The 22505-nt window shown below is 57.2% G+C and carries 21 protein-coding genes and 1 other RNA gene; 15 read left to right on the top strand and 7 right to left on the bottom strand.

What is annotated here, in order from left to right:
• Nucleotides 1–14 precede the first annotated feature (14 nt).
• Both U2W12_RS17510 and U2W12_RS17505 read left to right on the top strand, forming a co-directional pair.
• Nucleotides 15–4103, top strand: a complete 4089-nt coding sequence (locus U2W12_RS17510; RefSeq protein WP_326501981.1) for a hypothetical protein — start codon at nt 15–17, stop codon at nt 4101–4103.
• 856 nt (nt 4104–4959) lie between these two features.
• Nucleotides 4960–5646, top strand: coding sequence for a methyltransferase (locus tag U2W12_RS17505; protein ID WP_326501980.1), 687 nt, complete (start codon nt 4960–4962; stop codon nt 5644–5646).
• A 55-nt stretch (nt 5647–5701) separates the two neighbouring features.
• Here U2W12_RS17505 and U2W12_RS17500 read toward each other — a convergent pair whose 3' ends face one another.
• The 3 genes from U2W12_RS17500 to U2W12_RS17490 all read right to left on the bottom strand — a co-directional run bounded on the left by U2W12_RS17500 (nt 5702) and on the right by U2W12_RS17490 (nt 9332).
• Nucleotides 5702–6097 (bottom strand): glycine zipper family protein, encoded by a 396-nt coding sequence (locus tag U2W12_RS17500; RefSeq protein WP_326501979.1) that lies wholly within the window; start codon nt 6095–6097, stop codon nt 5702–5704.
• Between the two features lie 92 nt (nt 6098–6189).
• Nucleotides 6190–8673, bottom strand: a complete 2484-nt coding sequence (locus U2W12_RS17495) for an FtsX-like permease family protein (RefSeq protein ID WP_326501978.1) — start codon at nt 8671–8673, stop codon at nt 6190–6192.
• Nucleotides 8661–9332 carry an ABC transporter ATP-binding protein gene (locus U2W12_RS17490; RefSeq protein ID WP_326501977.1) on the bottom strand — a complete coding sequence of 224 codons (672 nt, stop codon included), beginning with the start codon at nt 9330–9332 and terminating at the stop codon, nt 8661–8663. The genes U2W12_RS17495 and U2W12_RS17490 overlap by 13 nt, the downstream gene beginning before the upstream one ends.
• A gap of 25 nt (nt 9333–9357) precedes the next feature.
• On the opposite strand from U2W12_RS17490, the gene U2W12_RS17485 reads away from it, so the two are divergent.
• Both U2W12_RS17485 and U2W12_RS17480 read left to right on the top strand, forming a co-directional pair.
• Entirely contained in the window at nt 9358–9984 is a 627-nt protein-coding gene (locus tag U2W12_RS17485) for an arylesterase (protein WP_326501976.1), read from the top strand.
• A gap of 3 nt (nt 9985–9987) precedes the next feature.
• On the top strand, nt 9988–10416 hold the full coding sequence (locus U2W12_RS17480) for a heme-binding protein (protein WP_326501975.1): 429 nt from the start codon (nt 9988–9990) through the stop codon (nt 10414–10416).
• A 301-nt stretch (nt 10417–10717) separates the two neighbouring features.
• Here the strand turns inward: U2W12_RS17480 and ssrS are convergent.
• From ssrS to U2W12_RS17465, 3 genes are all read right to left on the bottom strand, one after another.
• A non-coding RNA gene (ssrS, locus tag U2W12_RS17475) (6S RNA) lies at nt 10718–10897 on the bottom strand.
• 24 nt (nt 10898–10921) lie between these two features.
• Nucleotides 10922–11221, bottom strand: coding sequence for a cell division protein ZapA (locus tag U2W12_RS17470; RefSeq protein WP_326501974.1), 300 nt, complete (start codon nt 11219–11221; stop codon nt 10922–10924).
• Nucleotides 11218–11442, bottom strand: coding sequence for a TIGR02449 family protein (locus tag U2W12_RS17465; protein ID WP_326501973.1), 225 nt, complete (start codon nt 11440–11442; stop codon nt 11218–11220). Before U2W12_RS17465 ends, U2W12_RS17470 begins: the two co-directional genes overlap by 4 nt.
• A 278-nt stretch (nt 11443–11720) precedes the next feature.
• Here U2W12_RS17465 and U2W12_RS17460 point away from each other — a divergent pair, with 278 nt between their 5' ends.
• The 5 genes from U2W12_RS17460 (at nt 11721) to U2W12_RS17440 (ending at nt 16620) form a co-directional block, all read left to right on the top strand.
• Complete coding sequence (locus U2W12_RS17460) at nt 11721–12242, top strand: UPF0149 family protein (protein WP_326501972.1); 522 nt, start codon at nt 11721–11723, stop codon at nt 12240–12242.
• Between the two features lie 14 nt (nt 12243–12256).
• Nucleotides 12257–13567, top strand: a complete 1311-nt coding sequence (pepP, locus tag U2W12_RS17455; RefSeq protein WP_326501971.1) for a Xaa-Pro aminopeptidase — start codon at nt 12257–12259, stop codon at nt 13565–13567.
• The gene (ubiH, locus tag U2W12_RS17450) at nt 13567–14778 is read left to right on the top strand and encodes a 2-octaprenyl-6-methoxyphenyl hydroxylase (protein ID WP_326502052.1); all 1212 of its coding nucleotides are present in this window, start codon (nt 13567–13569) and stop codon (nt 14776–14778) included. The genes pepP and ubiH overlap by 1 nt, the downstream gene beginning before the upstream one ends.
• A 4-nt stretch (nt 14779–14782) precedes the next feature.
• Nucleotides 14783–16003 carry a UbiH/UbiF/VisC/COQ6 family ubiquinone biosynthesis hydroxylase gene (locus tag U2W12_RS17445; RefSeq protein WP_326501970.1) on the top strand — a complete coding sequence of 407 codons (1221 nt, stop codon included), beginning with the start codon at nt 14783–14785 and terminating at the stop codon, nt 16001–16003.
• Between the two features lie 167 nt (nt 16004–16170).
• Entirely contained in the window at nt 16171–16620 is a 450-nt protein-coding gene (locus U2W12_RS17440) for a hypothetical protein (protein WP_326501969.1), read from the top strand.
• 202 nt (nt 16621–16822) lie between these two features.
• On the opposite strand, the gene mutL is transcribed toward U2W12_RS17440, so the two are convergent.
• The gene (gene mutL / locus U2W12_RS17435) at nt 16823–18637 is read right to left on the bottom strand and encodes a DNA mismatch repair endonuclease MutL (protein ID WP_326501968.1); all 1815 of its coding nucleotides are present in this window, start codon (nt 18635–18637) and stop codon (nt 16823–16825) included.
• Between the two features lie 194 nt (nt 18638–18831).
• Here mutL and rlmB point away from each other — a divergent pair, with 194 nt between their 5' ends.
• From rlmB to ccmE, 6 genes are all read left to right on the top strand, one after another.
• Entirely contained in the window at nt 18832–19575 is a 744-nt protein-coding gene (rlmB, locus tag U2W12_RS17430; protein ID WP_326501967.1) for a 23S rRNA (guanosine(2251)-2'-O)-methyltransferase RlmB, read from the top strand.
• Nucleotides 19572–20192, top strand: coding sequence for a cytochrome c biogenesis heme-transporting ATPase CcmA (gene ccmA / locus U2W12_RS17425; RefSeq protein WP_326501966.1), 621 nt, complete (start codon nt 19572–19574; stop codon nt 20190–20192). Before rlmB ends, ccmA begins: the two co-directional genes overlap by 4 nt.
• A complete protein-coding gene (gene ccmB, locus U2W12_RS17420; protein ID WP_326501965.1) occupies nt 20192–20866 on the top strand; it encodes a heme exporter protein CcmB in 675 nt (224 codons plus the stop codon). Before ccmA ends, ccmB begins: the two co-directional genes overlap by 1 nt.
• 195 nt (nt 20867–21061) lie before the next feature.
• A complete protein-coding gene (locus U2W12_RS17415; protein ID WP_326501964.1) occupies nt 21062–21826 on the top strand; it encodes a heme ABC transporter permease in 765 nt (254 codons plus the stop codon).
• The gene (gene ccmD / locus U2W12_RS17410) at nt 21823–21987 is read left to right on the top strand and encodes a heme exporter protein CcmD (protein ID WP_326501963.1); all 165 of its coding nucleotides are present in this window, start codon (nt 21823–21825) and stop codon (nt 21985–21987) included. Before U2W12_RS17415 ends, ccmD begins: the two co-directional genes overlap by 4 nt.
• Nucleotides 21984–22427, top strand: a complete 444-nt coding sequence (ccmE, locus tag U2W12_RS17405; protein WP_326501962.1) for a cytochrome c maturation protein CcmE — start codon at nt 21984–21986, stop codon at nt 22425–22427. Before ccmD ends, ccmE begins: the two co-directional genes overlap by 4 nt.
• Nucleotides 22428–22505: the final 78 nt, after the last annotated feature.

Genomic DNA, 22505 nt, shown 5'->3' with positions numbered 1-22505 from the left:
TTTGAGGAATCCTCATGAACCGTTTCGTCTGGCTATGCTTCATCGCATTTCTTGGTTTTTCTTCGGCCCATGCACTGCCATTGTCGCCGGCGAGTGCACCCGAGCCGCTAAAGCCCTGGATAGACTGGGCTCTACACGACAATCCCGAACATGGCTGCCCCTTCGTGTACAACAGTTACGACGAAAAGCATTGCGGCTGGCCGAGCGAACTGACGCTGGATCTAAACGCTCAACGCGGCGCGTTTTCGATGCGTGTTTCGGTGTTTCAGGATACTTGGCTGACCTTGCCCGGCGACGAAAAACACTGGCCGCTGGCGGTAACCTTGAACGACAGTCCCGCCCAGGTACTCAACAGAAACGGCTGGCCAGCGCTCAAATTGAGCAAAGGATCAGAATCGAAGGCTTATCAAGTCAAGGGTGAATTTTTGTGGGACAGCGTCCCGGAAACATTGAGCGTGCCGGCCGACACCGGACTGTTGAGCCTGAGCGTGAACGGCAGCCCGGTGCCCACGCCGGTGTTAAAGGACGGCCAGCTCTGGATCAAGGCCGCGGAACTGCGTCCGGGCAAGCCGGAAGGCATCGAAAACAAGGTCACCTTGCAAGTGTTTCGCCGTATCGTCGACGAGGTGCCGTTGCAGATGATCACCCGGCTGGTGCTGGACGTGTCCGGCGAACAGCGCGAGCTGAAGCTGGCCGTGCCGTCGCCCGAAGGCTTCATTCCTCTGCTGCTCTCCAGTGCGCTTCCGGCCAGACTGGAGGATGACGGCCGCTTGTTGATCCAGTTGCGACCCGGCCGCTGGCAAATCGACATCACCGGCAGAAGCGGTGGGGCGGTCGAGGCTTTGCCCTTGACAGCCGCTCCTGTCGCAGATAAACAGGAAGTCGCCTGGCCGGCCTCCGAAGTCTGGATCTTCGAGGCGCGTCCGGCGCTGCGTGTCGTCGAAGTCGAGCAGGTCAGCGCGGTCGATGCGAACCTGACCAATCTGCCGGATGACTGGAAAGGCTGGCCTGCCTATCAGGTCGAATCCGGACAGGGGATGCGCTTCAAGGTGATCCGGCGCGGCGACCCGGAACCCGAGCCGAGCCAACTGAATCTGACGCGCAGATTGTGGCTCGATTTCGACGGCGGGGGTTACACGGTCAACGACAAGATCACCGGCAAAATGACGCGCGGCTGGCGGCTGAACGCCTTGCCCGAGATCAAGCTCGGCAAGGTCACACTGGACGGGGCCAATCAGCTGGTCACGCGCCTCGAAGGCTCCGGCAAGGAAGGCGTCGAAGTTCGGCGCGGGATCATCTCTCTGGAGGCCGACAGCCGTTTTGCCGGCGCTATCGGCGAATTGAGCGCGTCCGGCTGGGAGCAAAGTTTTCAACAGGTCAGCGCCGAACTGAATCTGCCGCCGGGCTGGCGCCTGTTCGCGGCGACCGGCGTCGATAATGTGCCGGACAGCTGGGTCGCGCGTTGGACCTTGCTCGATTTCTTTTTGGTGCTGATTTCGTCGTATGCAACCTACAAGCTGTGGACGCGGCTTTGGGGCCTGTTCGCGCTGATCACCCTGGCGCTGATCTGGCACGAAGCCGGCGCGCCGCATTACATCTGGCTGCACATCCTGGCTGCCACCGCGTTGATCCGGGTGCTGCCGGAAGGCCGCTTTCTGAATTTCATGAACTGGTACCGGCGCGCTGCTTGGCTAGGTTTGATCCTGGTCGCGGTGCCGTTCATAATCGATCAGGTGCGCATCGGGCTCTATCCGCAACTGGAACGTCCCTGGCAGAATATCATTGCGCCATCTTATCCTGTCGCCGCGCAAATGCCGGTGGCGCCTGAATCGATCGCAATGAAAGAGGAAATGGCGCCTAGGCAGATGTTGTCCAAATCGAAAATGGCGGATATGGCGGGCAGTGTCGCCGAAAGCATGGGTTATCTCGAAAACAAGCCGGCCGATTTCGAGCGTCTCGATCCGAATGCGAAGATTCAGACCGGGCCAGGCCTTCCCGACTGGCAATGGCATAAAGTACTGCTGAGCTGGAACGGCTCGGTCGACCCGGGGCAGCCCCTGCGGCTTTGGTATCTGCCGCCCGCCTTGACCTTGCTGTTGAATTTCCTGCGCGTCGCGTTGGTTGCGGTGCTGGCGTTGTTGATGTTCGGCGTCGCCGAAGTCTTGACTTTCCGCTTCAAGGCCTCGCCGGCGCTGATGGTCTGGTGCCTGCTGGCGCCGATGCTGTCGCTGCCGGCGCAAAAGGTCCATGCGGATTTTCCGAGTCAGGCCATGCTCGATCAATTGAAAGCCCGCCTGCTCGAAGCGCCCGACTGCCTGCCGGCTTGCGCCGAAATCGCGACGATGCAGGCGAACCTTGGGGACAAGGACCTGTTGATCACCTTGGAAATTCATGCCCAGCAGGGCGTCGCGGTGCCGTTGCCTGCCGATTCCGAGCAGTGGTTTCCGAATCTGCTGACTGTCGACGGCGCCCCCGCGCCAGGTCTCTTCCGTGCCGGCAATAGCCTCTGGCTGCATCTCGGTCAGGGCCGGCATCAAGTCACGATGCGAGGCGTCTTGCCGCAGGTCGCCAAATTTACCGTGCCGCTGCCGTTGAAACCGCATCGGGTGACCGCGGGCGGCAGCGGCTGGGAAGTGATCGGCATCCAGGAAAACGGCATTCCGGGCGAGCAGTTGCAATTCGAGCGCGTGCAGAAGGCCGAGGACAAGGCGCAGGCGGCGGCCTTGACGCCCGGCGTGCTGCCCGCGTTCGTGCAGATCGAACGTACCCTGCAACTGGGTCTGGACTGGCATGTCTCCACCCGGATCATCCGGGTGTCCGAACCGAACTCGCCGGTGCTGCTGGCGGTGCCGCTGTTGCCTGGCGAGGCGGTCACCACGCCCGGTGTCCGGGTCAGGGACGGCAAGGCGGAGGTGAACATGGCGGCCGGGCAAACGGTGATGGTGTGGTCATCGACGCTCGAAAAAAAGGACAGGATCGAACTGGCCGCCGCAAAGACCGAACAATGGGTCGAAATTTTCAAGGCCGATGTGAGTCCGGTCTGGCACATCGAAACCACCGGCATCGCGATGATGTATCTGAACCACGAACAGCGCTGGCTGCCCGAATGGCGGCCCTGGCCCGGCGAAAAAGTCCTGTTGACGGTCTCGCGCCCCGAAGCGGTCGAAGGCCAGACCTTGACGATCGACGAAAGCCGTCTGGCGATCACGCCTGGCAAGCGCACCCGCGATGCGGAACTCGCGTTCAGCATCCGCAGTTCGCAGGGCGGCCAGCATACGCTGATCCTGCCGGAGGGCGCGGAACTGCAAACGGTCGCGATCGACGGGCGTCCGCAACCGCTGCGCCAGGAAGGGCGCAAGCTGGCGCTGCCGATCAGGCCGGGGGCGCAGAGTGTCGCGCTGCACTGGCTCGAATCGCAGCCGGTCAGCGCCAAGGTCACCACACCGGAGGTCGATTTGGGTGCGGACAGCGTGAATGCGAGTCTGAACATCAGTCTCGGCGAAGACCGCTGGGTATTATGGGTGCACGGTCTGAAAATGGGACCGGCGGTGTTGTTTTGGGGCGTGTTGATCGTGATCGTGCTGCTGTCATGGGGCCTCGGCAAAATACCACTGACCCCACTGAAACCTTGGCAATGGTTTTTGTTGCTGATAGGGCTCAGTCAAATTCCGCTCGCGACCGCGCTGATCGTGATCGCCTGGCTGATGCTGCTCGGTTGGCGCGGCGGTAAATCGGCCGCCGACATACGTTACTTCAATGGCATGCAAGTCCTGCTCAGCGGACTGACCCTGTTATCGCTGGCCATCTTGTTCTTCGCGGTCTCGCACGGTCTGCTGAACAGGCCGGACATGATGATCACCGGCAATCAGTCCTCGCCGTACTCGCTGAACTGGTACCAGGACAGAAGCGCCGCGCTATTGCCACAAGCGACCGTCATTTCGGTACCGCTGAAGGTTTACCGTCTGCTGATGCTGGGCTGGTCGCTGTGGCTGGCGGTTGCCTTATTGAACTGGCTGAAGTGGGGCTGGGGCTGTTTTGCCGGAAACGGGCTATGGCATAAAAAGCCCGCGAAAATTGAACCGGATACACTTGAAGAAAAATAAATGCGGCAGTTGCAAGAGAAACTCTTTCGCTGGAAGGTCGGGCAATAAAAAGCGTTTGTCCGACCAATAGCTCGGTTATTTTGTATTAGCGGGCGCTTTCAAATCCGAGTACATCATAATAAGAATCAACTGGAATATAGTGGAAGACCGTAATTTTGGCTCGAACTTTGGCCACGCTGCTTTAGGGTAAAACAGCAGCGCGAGTCCAGTTTATGAGCTGTTAAAATCAGAAAAAGTCAGCTGAGCAGCCAGAGTCAAGAGTGACAGTTTGTTAGGCATGCACCTTACCGGAGCCATCCAGCAGGATAATCAGTTTATCAGGCAATGCTTTGGTGGAAATATTCGCAATAATACAATCGCGATAGCTTGAACCATCCGCCCAAAGCGGCAGGTATTGAGCGATGCAGCCTCCGCATCGGAGATTACGACAATGGTTGCAATAAACAATGCGGAAAGTGTCTTTCCTGCATTATTGAAATCATTTATTGCTCCGTTGGGCATTATGATCAGATTCAGTAGTGCGTAGATCAAAGGCGCGTTTTTGCAAAAATGCGTTTAGACTCAATTCTGATATCGACAATTAATCAAGACGGTACCTACGGTCAGGTGAACGGTCTGTAACTCTGTTGGCGGCGAAGCTAAATGCAAGAGTCGATCGATCATCGTAATCGCGTCATAATTTGGAACGAATGAATTTTGCGGGTAATGAATGCCTGGATTTGCGACGGATGAAAAGCGCAAAGGCCGGAGTAAAACTAAATTTTCAGGCCTGTCTATTATTGGCAATGCGCTCATTTTGAAATTTATGCCGGCTTTTCGTTTTCAGCAATTTGCCATATCCCAGGAACAGGCGGCGATGAAAATCTGCACGGACAGCCTTCTGTTCGGTACGATGATGCCGGTCAAGCCGAAGGACAAGGTATTGGACATCGGCGCGGGAACAGGCTTGCTTTCGCTAATCGCGGCCCAATTCGGAGCCGGCAGTGTCACAGGCGTGGAATTGATGGAAGATGCTTGCCGGGAAGCGGCGGAAAATTTTGAACGCAGTCCATGGTCCGATCGGCTGAAGGCCGTTCGGCAGAGCATCCAGAATTTCGCTGACGAGGAAACCGGTCGCTACAACCTGATTGTCAGCAATCCGCCCTTTTTCGAAAATCATTTACATGCCAAGGAGCCGATGCGCAACGCCGCAAGGCATGATGGCCATCTGAAGCATGCCGAACTCATCAAAATCGCCGAGCAGTTGCTCGCGGGGGAAGGATCGTTTTATGTCTTGCTGCCCATACAGTCGGTCTCGGGGTTTATCCGGATGTGTTTGCAGTCCGGTTTATATTTGCGGCGCCAAACCGCTTTACGGGGCTATGCGCATAGCGCGATCAAGGTGACCGCATTGACGTTCGGCCGCATGCGGACGGATCAGCCGGTATTCGAAACGATGACTATTTATGATGCGCAGGGCGTTTATTCCGCAGCCAGCCGGGCTTATTTGGCGGACTTTCTGTTGCGCTTTGCGGCACATGAAAACCCTAAGGTCTGCGGGTGAAGAGGATAAAGCGCTGAACAAACACTTCCTTGTGCTTGCTCAAAACCATCGCTAGTTAGTTGACCACGCGGTGTCCGCGGTTTCGCATGCAGTTCGAATAAGAACGCTTGAACTCGTCCTCGGAGCTGAAGCCTTGTTTGGCGCCGCCGCCGAAACCGCCAGCCGCCGCGCCGATTGCCGCGCCGGTGCCGGGATTGCCTGCAAAGGCGCCGACGATTGCGCCGCCTGCAGCGCCTATCAAAGCACCAGTGCCTGCGCCGATCGCGGTTTCCTTGGTCGTGCCTCCGGAGGCTTGTTGTGCGAGTTGCTTACATTCCGCTGTATCCTGATTGATTCGATAAGCATTCGGGTCGTTGTAAGGGTCGACGGTCGGCTGCCAACCGCCATAGCTGTAACAACCGGTCAGCAGGATGCTGCCGATGACGACCATGCTTAAAGATGATTTTTTCATGTGATAACCTTTAGTGTTGTATCCAAGTGATGAAGAGTGTAGCTGATCTTTGATGAATAAATAATGAATGAGTTGATCTTAAACCGATAAAATTATATTTCTCTTAACACCCGTAACGGCGGTTTGTTGATCACCCGCCGCAGCCCCCAGAGACCCGCCACGACGACGACCGCTGCGCTCGCCAAGGGTGCTGTCAACCATAACTCGCGATGAAGATGGGACGGGATGTGCATTACCTGTCGGTAGAGTGCGTAGCTCAGCGATTCGGCGATCAATACGCCGATAAACCCTGAGATTGCACCGAGACAAAAAAATTCAATGGCTTGCGTTTTTCTAAGCAAGCGGCGCGAGGCACCGAACGTCCTAAGCAACGCGCTTTCATGGATGCGGTGATCTAGAGTACTGTACACCGCCGCGAACAAGACCGTCAATGCTGCCAGCGAGGCCAGGTAAAACAGATAATTGACGGCCTGAGTCAACTGCTCGAACAGCGTCTGCAATTGCCGCAGGATCCGGTCGACTTCGAGGATGGACATGGCCGGAAATTCTTTCGCCAGAGCGCTCAACGCGTCTTTATTCGCTTCCGGCAGGTAAAAACTGGTCATCAGCGTATAGGGAAAGGCTTCGAGGGTGCCGGGCGAGAAAATCATGTAAAAGTTCGGCTTCATCGATTCCCAGCGCAGCGTCCGTAAATTGGCGACCGTCGCCTCAAACTGCCGGCCACCGCTGTTGAAGACTAGACGGTCGCCCAATTTGACTTTCAGGCTGTCCGCAAGCTTCTGCTCGACCGACACCAAACCCGGTTCGGCGTGATTCCACCACGATCCGGCCGAGAGTGTGTTTTCTTCCGGCACATCCCGGCTCCAGGTCAGGCTCAGTTCGCGATGCGTGGCGCTGTCGCCCTGCGAGCCCTTGGTTACGATTTGTTGCACCGGCGTTTGGTTGATATGCGTCAGCCTGCCCCTAACGATCGGATAAAACGGGCTGCTCTTTATGCCTTTGTCTTGCAGCGATTGTTCAAACGGCGTCAATTGATCCGGAAAAATATTCAGCGCAAAATGATTCGGCGCATTTTCCGGGAGTTGCTGTCGCCAAGTGTCGATCAATTCATTGCGGATCATCAAGCTCAATAAAATCGCCGCCAGCGTGATACCGAACGCGAGAATTTGGCCTATGCTCGCGCGCCGATGGCGCAAAATACCCTGCCAGGCAAAACGCCAGCTCAAAGGCATTCGGGGCAGGACTTTACGAATGGCGGTCAGGAAGCCAAAAATCAGCAAGGCAAGCAACAGCAACGCGGCGAGCGTGATGCCGGCGACGATCGCGGTCATTTTGGCGTCGCCCGTGTAGCGCCAGACCAAGGCGCAGATGATCGTAAGCGCCAACCCGTAAACCAGCCAGGCGCTGCTCGGCAAAGGTTCCAATTCATGACGCAAAACCCTGAGCGGCGGCGCTCGTTTCAGGCGCAGGATCGGCGGCAGGGCGAAGCCGAACAGAATAGTCAGTCCGGTGCTGATCCCGAACGTGATCGAGGCGATGCCCGGCCCTGCCGATTGCGCGGGCAGCAACGAGCGTAGCAACAGGAATAAACCTTCCTGCAGCAGCCAGCCGAAGCCGCAGCCAAAGGCGCCGGCCACCAGACCAAGTATCGCGAATTGCGTGCAATACAGCCGGAAAATTTCGCCCTGAGTGCAGCCGAGGCATCTGAGCAGCGCCGACGCATCGAAATGGCGTTCGCTATAGCGCCGCGCGGCCATTGCGATCGCGACGCCGGCGATGATTACCACGATGATGCTCGACAAGCCCAGAAATTGTTCCGCGCGCGTTAAAGCCGAGCCCAATTCGGGCCGGTCCTCGTGGATGTCCAGGAGGCGCTGCGACGGATTCAGTTGTGGTTTCACGAAGCCCCGGAACGCTGACAAGGCGTCTTCATTGCCGCTGAATTGAAAGAAACGATGCACATGGCTGCCGGGCTGGATCACTTGCGTCGCTTCGAGGTCGCCCGCATTGATCATCACGCGCGGCGAAAAACTGTAAAATCCGCCTTGCTGATCCGGCTCATAGGTCAGAATTTGGCTAATCGTGAGTTTTTTCTCGCCGACTGTCAATTGCTCGCCGAATTTCAATTTCAACGCAGACAGGATGCGCCGCTCTAGCCACACTGTTCCGATGGCCGGACCATGGCTGACGACGGTTTCGGCTGGATGTTCGGCATCGTTGATTTTCAATTGGCCGCGCAACGGATAGGCAGAACTGACTGCCTTGACGCTGGCCAGCAGCAGCTCATTGTTTTCGATCAACATGCTCGAAAATTCGGTCGTTTGTGCATCTTTCAGACCGAGATGCCGGGCTTTAGCCAGCCAATCGGCAGGAACCGGATCGGCGCTTTCGATAACCAGATCGGCCGCCAGAAATTCGGCCGTCTGTGTGGACATCGCGCGCTGCAGGCGATCCGCAAACAGCGACGCAGCGGTCAGGCCGGTCACCGCGATCAACAGCGCCAGAGTCAGTAGCGTCAATTCGCCGGAGCGGCTTTCGCGCCGCAACAGACGCAGCGCAAGTCTCAGTCGGTGCATAGTTGTCTCCCAGCGGCGAGCCGGATCGCACGCTCGCAGCGCCCCGCCAGCGCCGCGTCGTGGGTGACCAAAAGCAGTGTGGTGCGGTTTTCCCTGTTAAGATCAAACAACAGATCGATCACTGTCGCGCCGGTTTGACTGTCGAGGTTACCGGTCGGCTCGTCCGCGAACAAAATCCTAGGGCGGGTCGCAAATGCCCTTGCCAGCGCCACGCGCTGCTGTTCGCCGCCGGAAAGCTGCTTCGGCGTATGCGTTAAACGCCCGGCGAGCCCGACCCGGTCGAGCCATTCGCGGGCGTGCGTTTCGGCATGATAGTCGCCTTTCAGTTCGAGCGGCAGCATCACATTTTCGAGCGCGGTCAGGCCGGGCAGTAATTGAAACGACTGAAACATGAAGCCGATCAATTCGTTACGGACCAGGGCGCGGCCATCTTCATCCAGTTTTGTGAGAGATCGGCCGTCCAGCAGGATAGTTCCGGCACTGGGCGTGTCGAGTCCGGCCAAAAGACCGATCAGGGTCGATTTGCCGGAACCGGATTCCCCGGTGATCGCGACGCTTTCGCCTGCCTTGATCCGTAAATCGATCGACGACAGGATGTGCAAAACACCCTCGGAAGTCGTGACCGATTTGCTTAGGTTTTCTGTTACGATAATGTCCATTATTGATTCGTTGAGCGGATTTTTCATGGGGTCGAGATTGTGTTTATGGCTGGGTGTGGCATTATTTTCCATCGCTGTACAGGCCGAAACGGTCGTGGTGCTGGGTGACAGCATCAGCGCCGCTTACGGCATCGAAGTCGAACAAGGCTGGGTGCAATTGCTGGCATCCCGATTACAAAAGGCCGGCGGCAAGACCAGCATCCATAACGAAAGCATCAGCGGCGAAACCAGCGCCGGCGGCCTTGCCCGCATCGACCGCATTCTGGACGAGCAAAAGCCAGCCATCGTGATCATCGAACTCGGCGCGAATGACGGCTTGCGCGGCTTACCTCCCGCCGAGCTGAAGCGCAATCTGGCCGAAATGATACGCCGCAGTAAGGCCTCAGGCGCAAAGGTGTTATTGCTCAGCATGACCATTCCTCCGAATTACGGTAAACGCTATATCGATATGATTTATAATGTGTACGATGAATTATCCCGGGAAATGGCAGCGCCGGCGATTCCGTTCATCCTTGGCGATATCGCCCTGGTCAAGGAACTGATGCAGCCGGACGGCCTGCATCCGAATGCAAAAGCGCAGCCGCTGATTGCGGACAAAATTTGGCGGCATTTATTGCCTTTACTCAAACTATTACCTGAAAAAAGAGATTGAAGGATGCACATACTGACGTTGGAAAAAGCCAACCTGATTATACAGACTGCGATAGCGAAGGCCAGAGAATTGAAAATGGCGCCGTTGACCGTGGTGGTGCTCGACGCGGCCGGGCATTTGAAAGCGATGCAGCGGGAAGACGGCGCCAGCATGATCCGTCAGGAAATCGCGACTGCGAAGGCCTGGGGCGCGGTCAGCATGGGCGTCTCATCGAGAAGCCTGGCAGGCGTTGCGGTGCAGCGGCCGGATTTCATGAATTCATTGATCACGCTGTCACAGGGCAAAGTGATGCCGGTGCCGGGCGGCGTGCTGATTCGCGACAAGGACAATCAGTTGATCGGCGCGATCGGCATCAGCGGCGATGTGTCGGACCAGGACGAGCGCTGCGCGATCTCGGGGATCGAGGCGGCGGGATTTGTAGCCGGAGTATAAGGCTTCGGCGCAATCAGTTGCTATCCCAAAGAGATCAACCCCGCCCGAAGTTTGGTTGATCGAATTGCCAAACGGCGGTCGATACTTTGGAGGCGCGCCGGCATGCTCGCCGCGTGGCAAAGCCTGGAATCAAGAGGATGCTGATTGACACGGGATGAAAGCGACATCCGCTTCGGATTTGCCAGAAAATCGGTCAATGCGTTGATATATATCGGAACGATAAATGCAGTCAAGCTCGAATGGTAAGGGCACCGATTGCCGGCATCGTGCCGATCTTGGCCGGCACCATATGAGAGGTAATGCATCTCCCGCCTGCGCCGTAATGTATTTTCGTCCTTGAACCGATGGTTCAAGTGGAGGCTGGATCGGTAAATCAGGCTTCCCGAAAAGTACGGGCATGCTCACCATTGCCGGATGTTCGCCCCCGGGGTAAATATAGGTTCAGGAAACACCCAATACATTTCGAACGCTGCAGGAGATACAGGGCACTATTCTAGCGCGTTTATCAATTTTCCAAAACGTTTTCTATCTTTTTAACCAGGTCGGCGAGAGCCGCGCCGAAGCTCAAAGACAAGCTATCATTTTGATTTTTCAAGGTAGAAAGTTCGTGCACAAGGTTCAACGCGGCCATCACCGCGATCCGGTCGGGACCGTTGACCTTTCCCGAGTCGCGGATTAAACGCATTTGTTTGTCCAATTTCTGGGCCGAATCGATCAGGCCCTGGCGCTCCTGCGGTTCACAGGCGATTTTATATTCCTTGCCCATGATATTCAGGACAACCGCTTCCCTTTTAACCATGTTCATGAACCGTGTTCCATTGCTTTCAGGCGAGAAATCATCGCTTCGACGCGAATCCGGGCCTGCGTGGTTTTTTCGATCAGTTTGGCTTTTTCCTTGACCAAGGCTTCTTGTTTGATTTTCAACGAATGATTTTCGTTTTTGACGGCATTAAATTGTTCGATCAGCAAGTCCAGCTTTTCTTCAAGCTCTTTCAATTCCAGGGATTGATTGGTATTAGTATTCATGTCGTCTGAGCTTGGGATTAAGGGTGTTAAGAGATGTTTTACTGCCGCGCATCATCGCAAAAGGCTTTCTGCTAAAATGAACGCACATCAATTAGTTACCGTTAGCATCCTACATTATACACATATTGAGCAGGTATCGGTAAGATGGGCGCGCTTACAAAACCGGGCATTTTTTGCATTGTTGTAATGCCTCGGCAGACTCGGCGAGCAGCGCATTTATCGGCATTTTCTGATTTTCGGTGATAGCATAAAGATACTCATCCAAATTTAATCGACTCATGACCTATCAGCATATCGACAATTTCTTTACGCGCAAAGACGCGGTCAACTCGGCCGCGGAAGCGCACGGTCTGGCGGCCGGCATGTTGTGCATGAACGCACGAGCGCAAAGCAGCGCGTGGATCAAACAATTATTTGAAGGGGATGAGGAACCGAATAGCGAGCAATCGCGGATCCTTTCCCGACTGTTTGAGGAAACCAAGGAGTCTCTAGAAAGCGACGACTATGACTTTGAACCGTTCCTGCCCGAGGATGACGCGCCGCTCCGCGAGCAGATCATCGCCCTAATCGACTGGTGCCAGGGCTTCCTGTTCGGTGTCGGCGCCCTGAATCAGGGCGCCGAACAATCCGGCCAAGCCACTGAAATTCTCCGGGACATCGCCGAATTCACCAAACTGGACCCGGAAGCCGAGGGTGAGGAAGACGAAGCGGCGCTCATCGAAATCACCGAATATTTACGCACCGCGGTATTATTGTTGCGCGCCGAATTCAGCTCGAATGGGCGCACCAGAATTCATTAACAGGCAAACCGAGCATGAAACAAAGTGAATTTAAAAAGCGGCGCAAGCAATTAATGCAGCGCATCGGCAAAGGCAATATCGCGCTGATCGGCAGCGCAGCGGAGAGCGTCCGCAACCGCGACGTCCACTACCCGTACCGGCAGGATAGCGATTTTTATTACCTGACCGGTTTCAATGAACCCGAAGCGCTGGCGGTATTCATCCCCGGCCGCGAACAGGGCGAATACATCCTGTTCTGCCGAGAGTACGACGAGACCAAGGCCTTGTGGGAAGGCGCGCACGCGGGACTCGAAGGCGCAGTCGGGCATTACGAGGCCGACGACTCGTTTCCGATCGACGATCTCGATGAAATCCTGCCCGGCATGCTCGAAAACAAAGGCAAGGTGTTTTACCCGATGGGCCGCAACCCCGAACTCGATCATAGCCTGCTGGAATGGATCAATCATCTGCGCGATCAGTCCCGCAGAGGTGTCAGTGCGCCGGGCGAGTTGGTGACGCTCGAACATATTCTGCACGAGATGCGCCTGTTCAAAAGCCCGGCCGAACTCAAACTGATGCGGCGAGCGGCCGAAGTGTCCGCGCATGCGCATAGGAAGGCAATGCAGGTCTGCAAGCCAGGTATGCACGAGTATCAGATCGAGGCGGAATTGCTGTACCAGTTTTACCAGGACGGTTTGCGCCACGTCGCCTACCCGAGCATAGTCGCCGGCGGCAAGAACGCCTGCGTGCTGCATTACACCGAAAACAAGGATGTGCTGAAGAGCGGCGATTTGCTGCTGATCGATGCGGGCGCGGAGTGCGATCATTACGCGGCCGACATCACCCGTACCTTTCCGGTATCGGGGCGTTTCAGCGAACCGCAAAAACAGCTTTATCAACTGGTGCTCGATGCGCAGGCAGCCGCTCTCGAACAGATCAAGCCCGGCCTGCCCTGGAACGCAGCGCACGACGCGTCGGTCGAAATGATAACCAAAGGTCTGGTAGAACTCGGCCTATTGAAGGGCAAGGTCAAAAAACTGATCAAGGACGAAAAATACAAGCCGTTTTTCATGCACCGGATCGGTCACTGGCTCGGCATGGACGTGCACGATGTCGGCGATTACAAGGTCGATCAGGAATGGCGATTGCTGGAGCCGGGCATGGTGCTGACCGTCGAGCCGGGGATTTACATTCCCGCCGATTACGATAAGGTCGAGGAAAAATGGCGCGGCATCGGCATCCGCATTGAAGACGACATCCTGGTCACCGCCGGCGGTTATGAATGCCTGACCTCCGCGGTGCCGAAATCGATCGCCGAGATCGAAGCCTTGATGCAGGCCGCCTGATGCAGCAGGAATACGATCTGCTGATCGCCGGCGGCGGGCTGGCGGGTAATTGTCTGGCGCTGGCGCTACAGGGTTCGGGCCTGAGGCTCGCGATCATCGAGGCGAACACGCGCACGCAGCAACAGGCGTCCGCCGCCGGCGACCGCGCGCTGGCGCTGGCGGCCGGCACGGTCACGATGCTCGACGCATTGGGCGCCTGGCAAGGCATCAAACAGGCCGCGACGCCGATCAAAACGATTCATGTCTCCGATCGCGGCCATTTCGGCAAAGCCCGGCTGTCGGCCGAACAGGAAAACGTCAAAGCCCTGGGTTATGTGATTACCGCGCGCGATCTGGAAGGCCATGTCGCCGAACGCGTAGAAGCCCTGAACATCGAGCGGTTTTGTCCGGCGCGGGTCGCGGGGCTGCATTCCGGAACGCAGGAGATCGGCGTCAGCCTGAAACTCGGCGACGCGCCGGCGACCGTTTCCGCAAGGCTTTTGGTAGGAGCCGACGGCGGCCTGTCCTCGGTGCGCAAACTGCTCGACATCGAGCAGCGGGTGAGCGACTACGGCCAGACCGCGCTGGTCACCACGGTCCAATCCTCACTGCCCAATCATTTGACCGCCTATGAGCGCTTTACCGCGTCGGGGCCGTTGGCCCTGTTACCGATCGGCGAACGACATTCCGCGGTGGTCTGGACGCGCTGCAAGGAAGACGCCGAGTCTCTGCTTTCGGCGAACGAGGCCGATTTCATCGCCGAATTGCAAAACTGTTTCGGCTACCGGCTCGGCGAATTGGCCCTGTCCGCGCCGCGCCGGGCATTCCCGCTTACATTGATTCGCGCCGAGCGGATGACCGAAGGGCGCGCGGTGATCATCGGCAATGCGGCGCATCAATTGCATCCGGTCGCAGGACAAGGTTTCAATCTCGGTTTGCGCGATGTTACGGCGCTGGCCGAAACGTTGATCGGGCAACACGCGCAAGGCGGAGACATCGGCGATGCGGCGCTGTTGAATGCCTATGCCGAGTCTCGGCGTCAGGATCATGACCGCACGATCCGCTTTACCGATCAACTGATCCACATATTCTCGAACGAATGGCTGCCGCTTGCGGCAGCCAGAAACGCCGGTTTATGCCTGCTTGATCAAATTCCGGCGGCCAAATCATTGCTATCCCGGCATGCGATGGGGCTGTCCACCCGTTTGCCTCGCCTCGGCGCGCGGAGGTAACCCGATGAACGAACGTTTCGAAGTGATCGTGGTCGGCGGCGGCATGGTCGGCGCGGCCGTGGCCTGCGCGCTCGGACATGGCGGCGTCCGGGTGGCGTTGCTCGACAAAGCCGAGCCGGCACGCCAGTGGCCGCCGGTGCCGCTCGACATTCGCGTATCCGCCTTGACCCGCGCCTCCCGGCTAATGTTGGAACAGCTCGGCGCTTGGCCCGGCATGGCGCGGCGCGACGTTTCGGCTTACCGTGAAATGCGCGTGTTTGATGCGCGTGGAGGCGGCGAACTGCATTTCGACTGCGCGGACACCGAGTATAACGAGCTTGGGCATATCGTCGAAAACCGGGTTACGGTCGCAGCGTTATGGGACGTGCTCTCTACCCTGGATAGCGTAGTGTGTATTACGCCGGCCAAAGTCGCCGAGATGGAGACCGATGCGGAAGGCGTGCGACTGCGTCTCGACAATGGACAAATTTTTGCAGCCGACCTGGTCATCGCGGCCGACGGCCACGATTCGGCGTTGCGTGCGTTGGCAGGCATCGGCGTAACCGGCTGGGACTATGGACAGCACGGCTTGGTCGCGACGGTATCCACCGAACTGAGTCATCGCGCGACCGCCTGGCAACGCTTTCTGGATGAAGGACCTTTGGCATTTTTGCCGCTCGCGAACGGCCAATGTTCGATCGTCTGGACCTTGCGCTCGGATACGGCCAAGGTGTATCTGGCCTTGTCCGACGCTGACTTTTTAGCAGTGCTGGAGCAGGCATCGGCTGGCTTGCTCGGCGATATGCTCGCGGTCGGTCCGCGCGCGGCTTTTCCTCTGCGCTTCCAATACGCGAACGGCTATACCGCCGAGCACCTCGCGCTGGTCGGCGATGCGGCGCATGTGATGCATCCCTTGGCAGGACAAGGCGCGAACGCCGGGCTGCTGGATGCGGCCGCCATCGCCGAGATCATTTTGGAGACCCGGCGCGAGCAGCGATCGTTAGCGGGATGCAGCTTACTGCGCCGATACGAACGCTGGCGCAAAGGCGACAATCTGATCATGATGGGTAGCATGGATGTGTTGAACAGAACCTTTGGAATACAAAGCGCCGAACTGACCGGATTGCGTTCGGCGGGTATGAGGGTGATCAACCATACCGAATTATTGAAGAGCTACTTCAACCGTTATGCGATGGGGCTGCGTGACGATTTGCCGTCTCTCGCGAAAGGCAAGCCCTGCTGGTAGCATTCATGCAAATGAAAACGATTATTTTGGCTGTGAAGGTTTACCAGGCTGACCAGCTTCTGGTATATTCGGCAGATGGGAAAACGGCTTGCCGGAAAACCGTTGGCTCTCGATGATAATAATGATGACCGGTATATAAATTCAATAATTAGAGGGGGTTGTCCGTCATGACTGAAGGGTTGTTTATTCTTACTGTTATTTTTGTGGCTTATGTCGTTTATCAAGTAAGGAACGATAAAAAAGCCAACGTGAACGCCGCTGCCAGTGAGGCGAAGCCTGCTCCGGCCGCCGCGCATGCGCCGAAACCCGCGGCCAAACAGGAAGCCGCTCCCGCGCCCAAGCCTGCCGCTCAAGCACCGAAGCCCGTCCCCGCTGCTGCAAGCACAGCACCTGCCCCAGAAGCTCCGGCAAAGCCGGGCCTGCGCAATCCGGAGACCGGAGAGATAACCGCCGTATTCACCAACTACCGTTTCGCCAAGCGCTGGATCAAGGAAGCGCTGGTCTCTGAAGGCTTGCTCGATAAAGTCTACAAGAACAACGAACTGGACGCCGACACCGAAGCCAAAATCAAGAATGCGGTCGCAAAGTTCGAAGCGATGCCCAAATACCGAGCCTGATTTAATCGCTCTTTGCAATCGGCAGTGAAGAATGGGCTGACATGCAGCCCATTCCAGGCATTTTTCTGCTTCTCAAATTCAGATTGCGGCCCGGTTCCGGTCGGGTACTTCCTCTCTCGGCACCCGGCCGGTTGCTCTGACCTTCGAGCGGCATCTCGTTATCCGCAATTCTATTTGCGACAGCCTCCGCTTCTTATCGATGCTATTGCCCGCGCATAAAAAACTTATCCAGTTCCTGGGTCGAAAGTTCAATCCAGGTCGGGCGGCCGTGATTGCATTGGCCGCTGCGCTCGGTCTGTTCCATATCTCTCAATAACGCATTCATCTCGCTGACGGTCAAGCGCCGGTGCGCCCTGACCGAGCCGTGACAAGCCATCGTCGCCAGCACGGCATTCGCTTGCTGCTGAATCCTTTGACTCGCGCCATGTACGGACAGATCGGCCAACACATCGCGAAGCAGCGTTTCTGCGTCGGCTCCCGCCAGCAGGGCCGGCACCGAGCGCAAAACCAGCGTTTCGGGGCCGGAGCGGTTGACCTCGAGTCCTAACGCCGCAAAATAGTCATGCGACTGTTCGGCAAGATCGGCCTCGCGGGTGCTGACTTGAATCTTGATCGGCAATAGCAACGGCTGCTGCGCGACCGCGCCTTGTTCGTATTGCCGTTTCAGACGCTCGTAACTGATCCGCTCGTGTGCGGCATGCGTATCGACCAGAATCACTCCTGTCGGCGTCTCGGACAGGATGTAGATGTTGTGAAGATGCGCGACCGCATAGCCCAATGGATGAACGTCCGTTTTTTCCGGCGCCGGCATCGGTGCGGGAGAAGGCGTCGGAACCGGCGTACTGTGCAGCGCTGCATAAGCCCGGATTTCTTCCTGCACCGACAAAGGCAGGCTCGCCTGCTGCGACGGGCGCGACTGAAATGCAGGCGGCCGGCGCTCCATCTCCTGCGGCCTGATAAACGTCTCCGCCGACAATTCCGCAGTCGGGAGCGTCACGACATTTTGCTGCTGCCCAGGCCGCACTTCGGCCAACGAGCGATGCAGCGCGCTGAATAGAAAATCATGAACGAGCCGGCCTTCCCGGAAGCGCACTTCGAGCTTGGTCGGATGCGCATTCACATCGACCAGCGCCGGGTCGAGCGTCAAATACAACACGAACACCGGCTGGCGGCCGTGATACAGCACGTCCTGATAAGCCTGCTTGACAGCATGCGCGACCAGTTTGTCCTTGATCAAACGGCCGTTCACATAGAAAAACTGCATGTCCGGCTGGCTGCGCGAAAAGGTCGGCAGACCGACCCAACCGGTCAGCTCCAGCCCGGAGGAGGCAAAATCGATCTTGACGCACTGGTCGATGAAGGCCGAGCCGCAGATGCTCGCGATGCGCTTTTCCTGTTCGGCGGGCGTCTCGGCCTGTTTCAGATTCAGAATTTCTTTTTGGTTATGCGTCAGCCGGAAGCCGATATCGAAACGGCTCAATGCCATCCGTTTGACGAGCGTTTCGATATGATCGAATTCGGTTTTTTCGGACTTCAGAAATTTACGGCGCGCCGGCGTGTTGTAAAACAGATCGCGCACATCGACGGTCGTGCCCTGCGGGTGCGGATCGGGCTGCGGATCGAAGTTGCACTCGGTGCCGTCGGCATGGACCTGCCAGGCGCAGTCGGCATCGGCGGTTCGCGAGATTAGCGTCAAGCGGGCAACCGAACTGATGCTCGGCAGCGCTTCGCCGCGAAAGCCCATGCTGGCGACGTGCTCGAGATCCTGTAAGGTTGCGATTTTACTGGTTGCATGACGGGATAGCGCCAGCGGCAAATCGTCTTTGCCGATGCCACAGCCGTCGTCACGAATTTTGATCAGCCGCGCGCCGCCTTGTTCGATGTCGATGTGAATCTGCCGGGCGCCCGCATCGAAGCTGTTCTCGACCAGCTCCTTGACTACCGATGAGGGTCTTTCGACCACTTCGCCGGCCGCGATCTGATTGACAAGTTGGGTTGGGAGTAAATGAATGCGCATCCGCGTAAGCTCAAACAAAATCCTATTTTACCGTTGATCGGCCGGAAAGCGTACAACAGTCGCCCGAATCAAAGTCATACTGGTATAATTGAGCGATTTCGGGTAGTGTGCGCATTTCTATGCCCTTTGGGTATCGCACACCTTCGACATATACCTAACCCAGAAAAGGTGCGCGACGCGCACCCTTACGACTGATGAAATTAAGCAAAATCTTCGGCCTGCATGCCGTGCAATCGGCGTTGCAGTATTCGCCGCACAAAATTACCCAGGCATGGATCGACGTCCAACGGCAGGATCAGCGCCTGGCCCGGGCGATCGACGATCTGGAAGCGCTTGGCATCGTGCCCGAAAAAACCGACCGTAAGAAACTGGATCGATTTGCGGAGGGCAATCAACACCAGGGCATCGTGATCGAGATCGAGTTGCCCGGCGAGTTGCCGGAGCACAATCTGAAAACGGCGGTGCAGAATCTGGCCGCCCCTGCCCTGTTTCTGGTACTCGACCATGTACAGGACCCGCATAATTTTGGCGCCTGCCTACGCACCGCCGATGCGACCGGCGTCAATGGCGTGATCGTCACCAAGGACAATGCCGCCGGCATCACCCCGACTGTCTGCAAGGTCTCCAGCGGCGCGGCCGAAACGGTGCCCGTCTACCAGGTGACCAACTTGGCACGCACTCTGCGCTGGTTGAAGGAACAGGGCATCTGGGTATTCGGCGCGGCCGGCGAAAGTGCACAACCAGTTTACCAAGCCGATTTAAGTGTGCCGATGGCATTGGTGATTGGCGCAGAGGGCAAGGGTCTGAGGCGCTTGACCCAGGAAGCCTGCGACATGCTGGTCGCTCTGCCAATGCGGGGCAGCGTCGAAAGTCTGAATTTGTCGGTCGCGACCGGCGTGCTTCTCTATGAGGTTCTGCGTCAGCGGATGACTGCATGACGGATAAATCGATAGTGCTCGCAGGCGTTGATTTAAGCTGCATACGCGACGATCGCGTGCTGTTCGAGGAACTGAATTTTACCTTGCATGCCGGACAAGTCTTATTGCTCGAAGGCAAGAACGGCAGCGGCAAGACGTCTCTGCTGCGCATCCTGTGCGGCTTTCGCGAGGCGGATGCGGGCCAGGTGTTGTGGCTCGGCGAGCCGATCGACGACAGTCGTTATTACGCCGACATGGCTTATGTCGGCCATCTGGACGGCATCAAAAAAGAGCTGACCGTACTCGAAAACTTGAATGTGTCGCTCGCCTTGGGCCGCCCCGGACGTTTTTCGATCGACGAAGCGCTGGTGCGAGTGCATTTGAATGGCTATGACGATGTGCCGGCGCAGAGTTTGTCAGCGGGGCAGAAAAGACGCCTGTCGTTGGCGCGCCTGTTGACCACAGGCAATCGCTTATGGATTCTCGACGAGCCGTTTACCTCGCTCGACAGGGCCGGCATCGCGCTGATCGAATCGTTGATGCGCGAACACTGCGCCGACGGCGGCATGATCGTTTTAACCTCACACCACGACATCGATCTGCACGATGCGGTCGTGCAGCGTATTCATTTATCCTGATGACACTGACTCGAGCTTTTCTGGCCATCCTCCGCCGCGATCTGGTGCTGGCATTTCGGCGGCGCGCGGAGATGATCAATCCCTTGCTGTTTTTTGTGCTGGTGATTACCTTGTTTCCGCTCGGCATCGGCGCGCAGCCGCATTTATTGCAGGCGATCGCGCCGGGCGTGATCTGGGTCGCGGCGCTGCTCGCGGCGATGTTGTCGCTGGACAGCTTGTTCCGCTCCGATTTTGACGACGGCTCGCTCGAACAAATGCTGCTGAGCCCGCATCCGGCATCGCTGCTGGTGCTGGCGAAGGTGATCGCGCACTGGCTGGTGACCGGATTGCCGCTTTTGCTGGTCGCGCCGCTGCTCGCGGTATTTTTGGGGTTGCCCAGCCATGCCCTGGGCGTGTTGTTGTTGACCTTGCTGCTCGGTACGCCGGTGCTGAGTCTGATCGGCGCAATCGGCGTCGCTTTGACCGTCGGCCTTCGGCGCGGCGGCATGATCCTGTCGCTGTTGGTGCTGCCGCTTTATGTGCCGGTACTGATCTTCGCGGGCAATGCGGTGCAAATGGCCGCTGGCGGTTTGCCGGTCGATGCGCAGATCAGCATATTGCTTTCTATCCTGCTGCTGGCGCTGGTTCTGGCGCCCTGGCCGACGGCGGCGGCATTAAAAATGAGTATAAATTGATAATATCTTTTAGAATAGCCAATCAGGTTCAGAATTATTTATCCTCGTTTTCATGGCGAACGTGGCAACGATGTGGATATATTTAAGTAAGGTAGGACGGATAAGCGCCAGCGCATCCGCCTTCCCGATTTTGGCGGATGCGCTGGCGCTTATCCGCCCTACAGCTTTAACCTTGTACATTGTACCTAGTTTGTTATGTTCCTAGTTCCCGATTCCTTCGTCCGATTTTTTCATCGTATGGCTTCGCCGCCGCATTTCTATGCGTTGACCGAGCGCCTGATGCCCTGGCTGAGCGCCATTTTCATCCTGTTGACCGCTGCCGGCCTGTATGGCGGCCTGTATCTCGCGCCGCCGGATTACCAGCAGGGCGACAGCTATCGGATCATTTATATCCATGTGCCGAGCGCGTGGATGTCTCTGTTCATCTATACCATCATGGCGGTGGCGGGCGCGATCGGCCTGATTTGGAGGATCAAGCTGGCCGAGGTGGTTGCGATCAGCAGCGCGCCGGTCGGCGCCGGTTTTACCTTTGTCGCCCTGGTGACCGGTTCCTTGTGGGGCAAGCCGATGTGGGGAACCTGGTGGGTCTGGGATGCGCGGTTGACTTCGGAGCTGATCTTATTGTTCCTCTATCTCGGCGTGATCGGACTTTACGGCGCGATCGACGACAAGCGCGTCGCCTCGAAAGCGGTCGCGATTTTGGCGCTGGTCGGCGTGGTGAACATCCCGATCATTCATTATTCGGTCGAATGGTGGAACACGCTGCATCAAGGACCGACAGTCACCAAGATGGACAAACCATCGATTCATGTCAGTATGCTGATTCCGCTGCTGTTGATGGCGCTTGCCTTCAAATTCTATTACCTGATCGCGATGCTGCAACGCGCGCGCGTCGAAGTCTTGCAGCGCGAACGCTCGGCGCAATGGGTTCGCAACAAATTTTTCGGGACGGCGTCATGAGTGTAAAGGAATTTTTCGCGATGGGCGGCTACGCCTTTTATGTCTGGACCGCCTACGGCATTACCCTGGCGGTGCTCGCCGCCAACATCATGATTCCGGTCATGCAGCGCAAACAGTGGCTGCGTCGGCAACTCTCCAAAACTAAACGGAAGGAAGGATGAAACCGCATAGAAAACAGCGATTGCTGTTGATCGGCCTGATGGTCGTCGGCATCGGCGCGGCGACATTTTTCGCGCTGAAATCATTTAACGACAACCTGATGTATTTTTTCTCGACGACCGACGTCGTGGCCGGCAAGGCGCCGAAGGACGCCTTGTTCCGTTTGGGCGGCATGGTAGTCAAGGGCTCGGTGTCGCGTCCCGGCGACGGCTTGACGGTGCGCTTCACCTTGACCGACTTCAGCAAGGAAGTGGTCGTCGAATACACCGGCATCCTGCCTGACTTGTTCAGGGAAGGCCAGGGCATCGTCGCGCACGGCAAGTTGAACGACCAGGGCGTCTTCATCGCCGAGGAAGTCTTGGCCAAGCATGACGAGAACTATATGCCGCCGGAAGTGAAGGCAAGCTTGAAAAATCAGGATGCGCCAGTCGATGGTAAATAAAGGCTAGGGTGCGCATCGGGTACCCTACGGCTAAGGCCTTTTTTAATACGAATGTGTTAGTGTAATTCAATTCCATTT

Source organism: Methylomicrobium sp. Wu6 (assembly GCF_035916875.1).
Lineage (GTDB): Bacteria > Pseudomonadota > Gammaproteobacteria > Methylococcales > Methylomonadaceae > Methylomicrobium.
The sequence above is the reverse complement of the archived record's forward strand: the minus strand, read 5'-3'. Positions and strand labels throughout refer to the sequence as shown.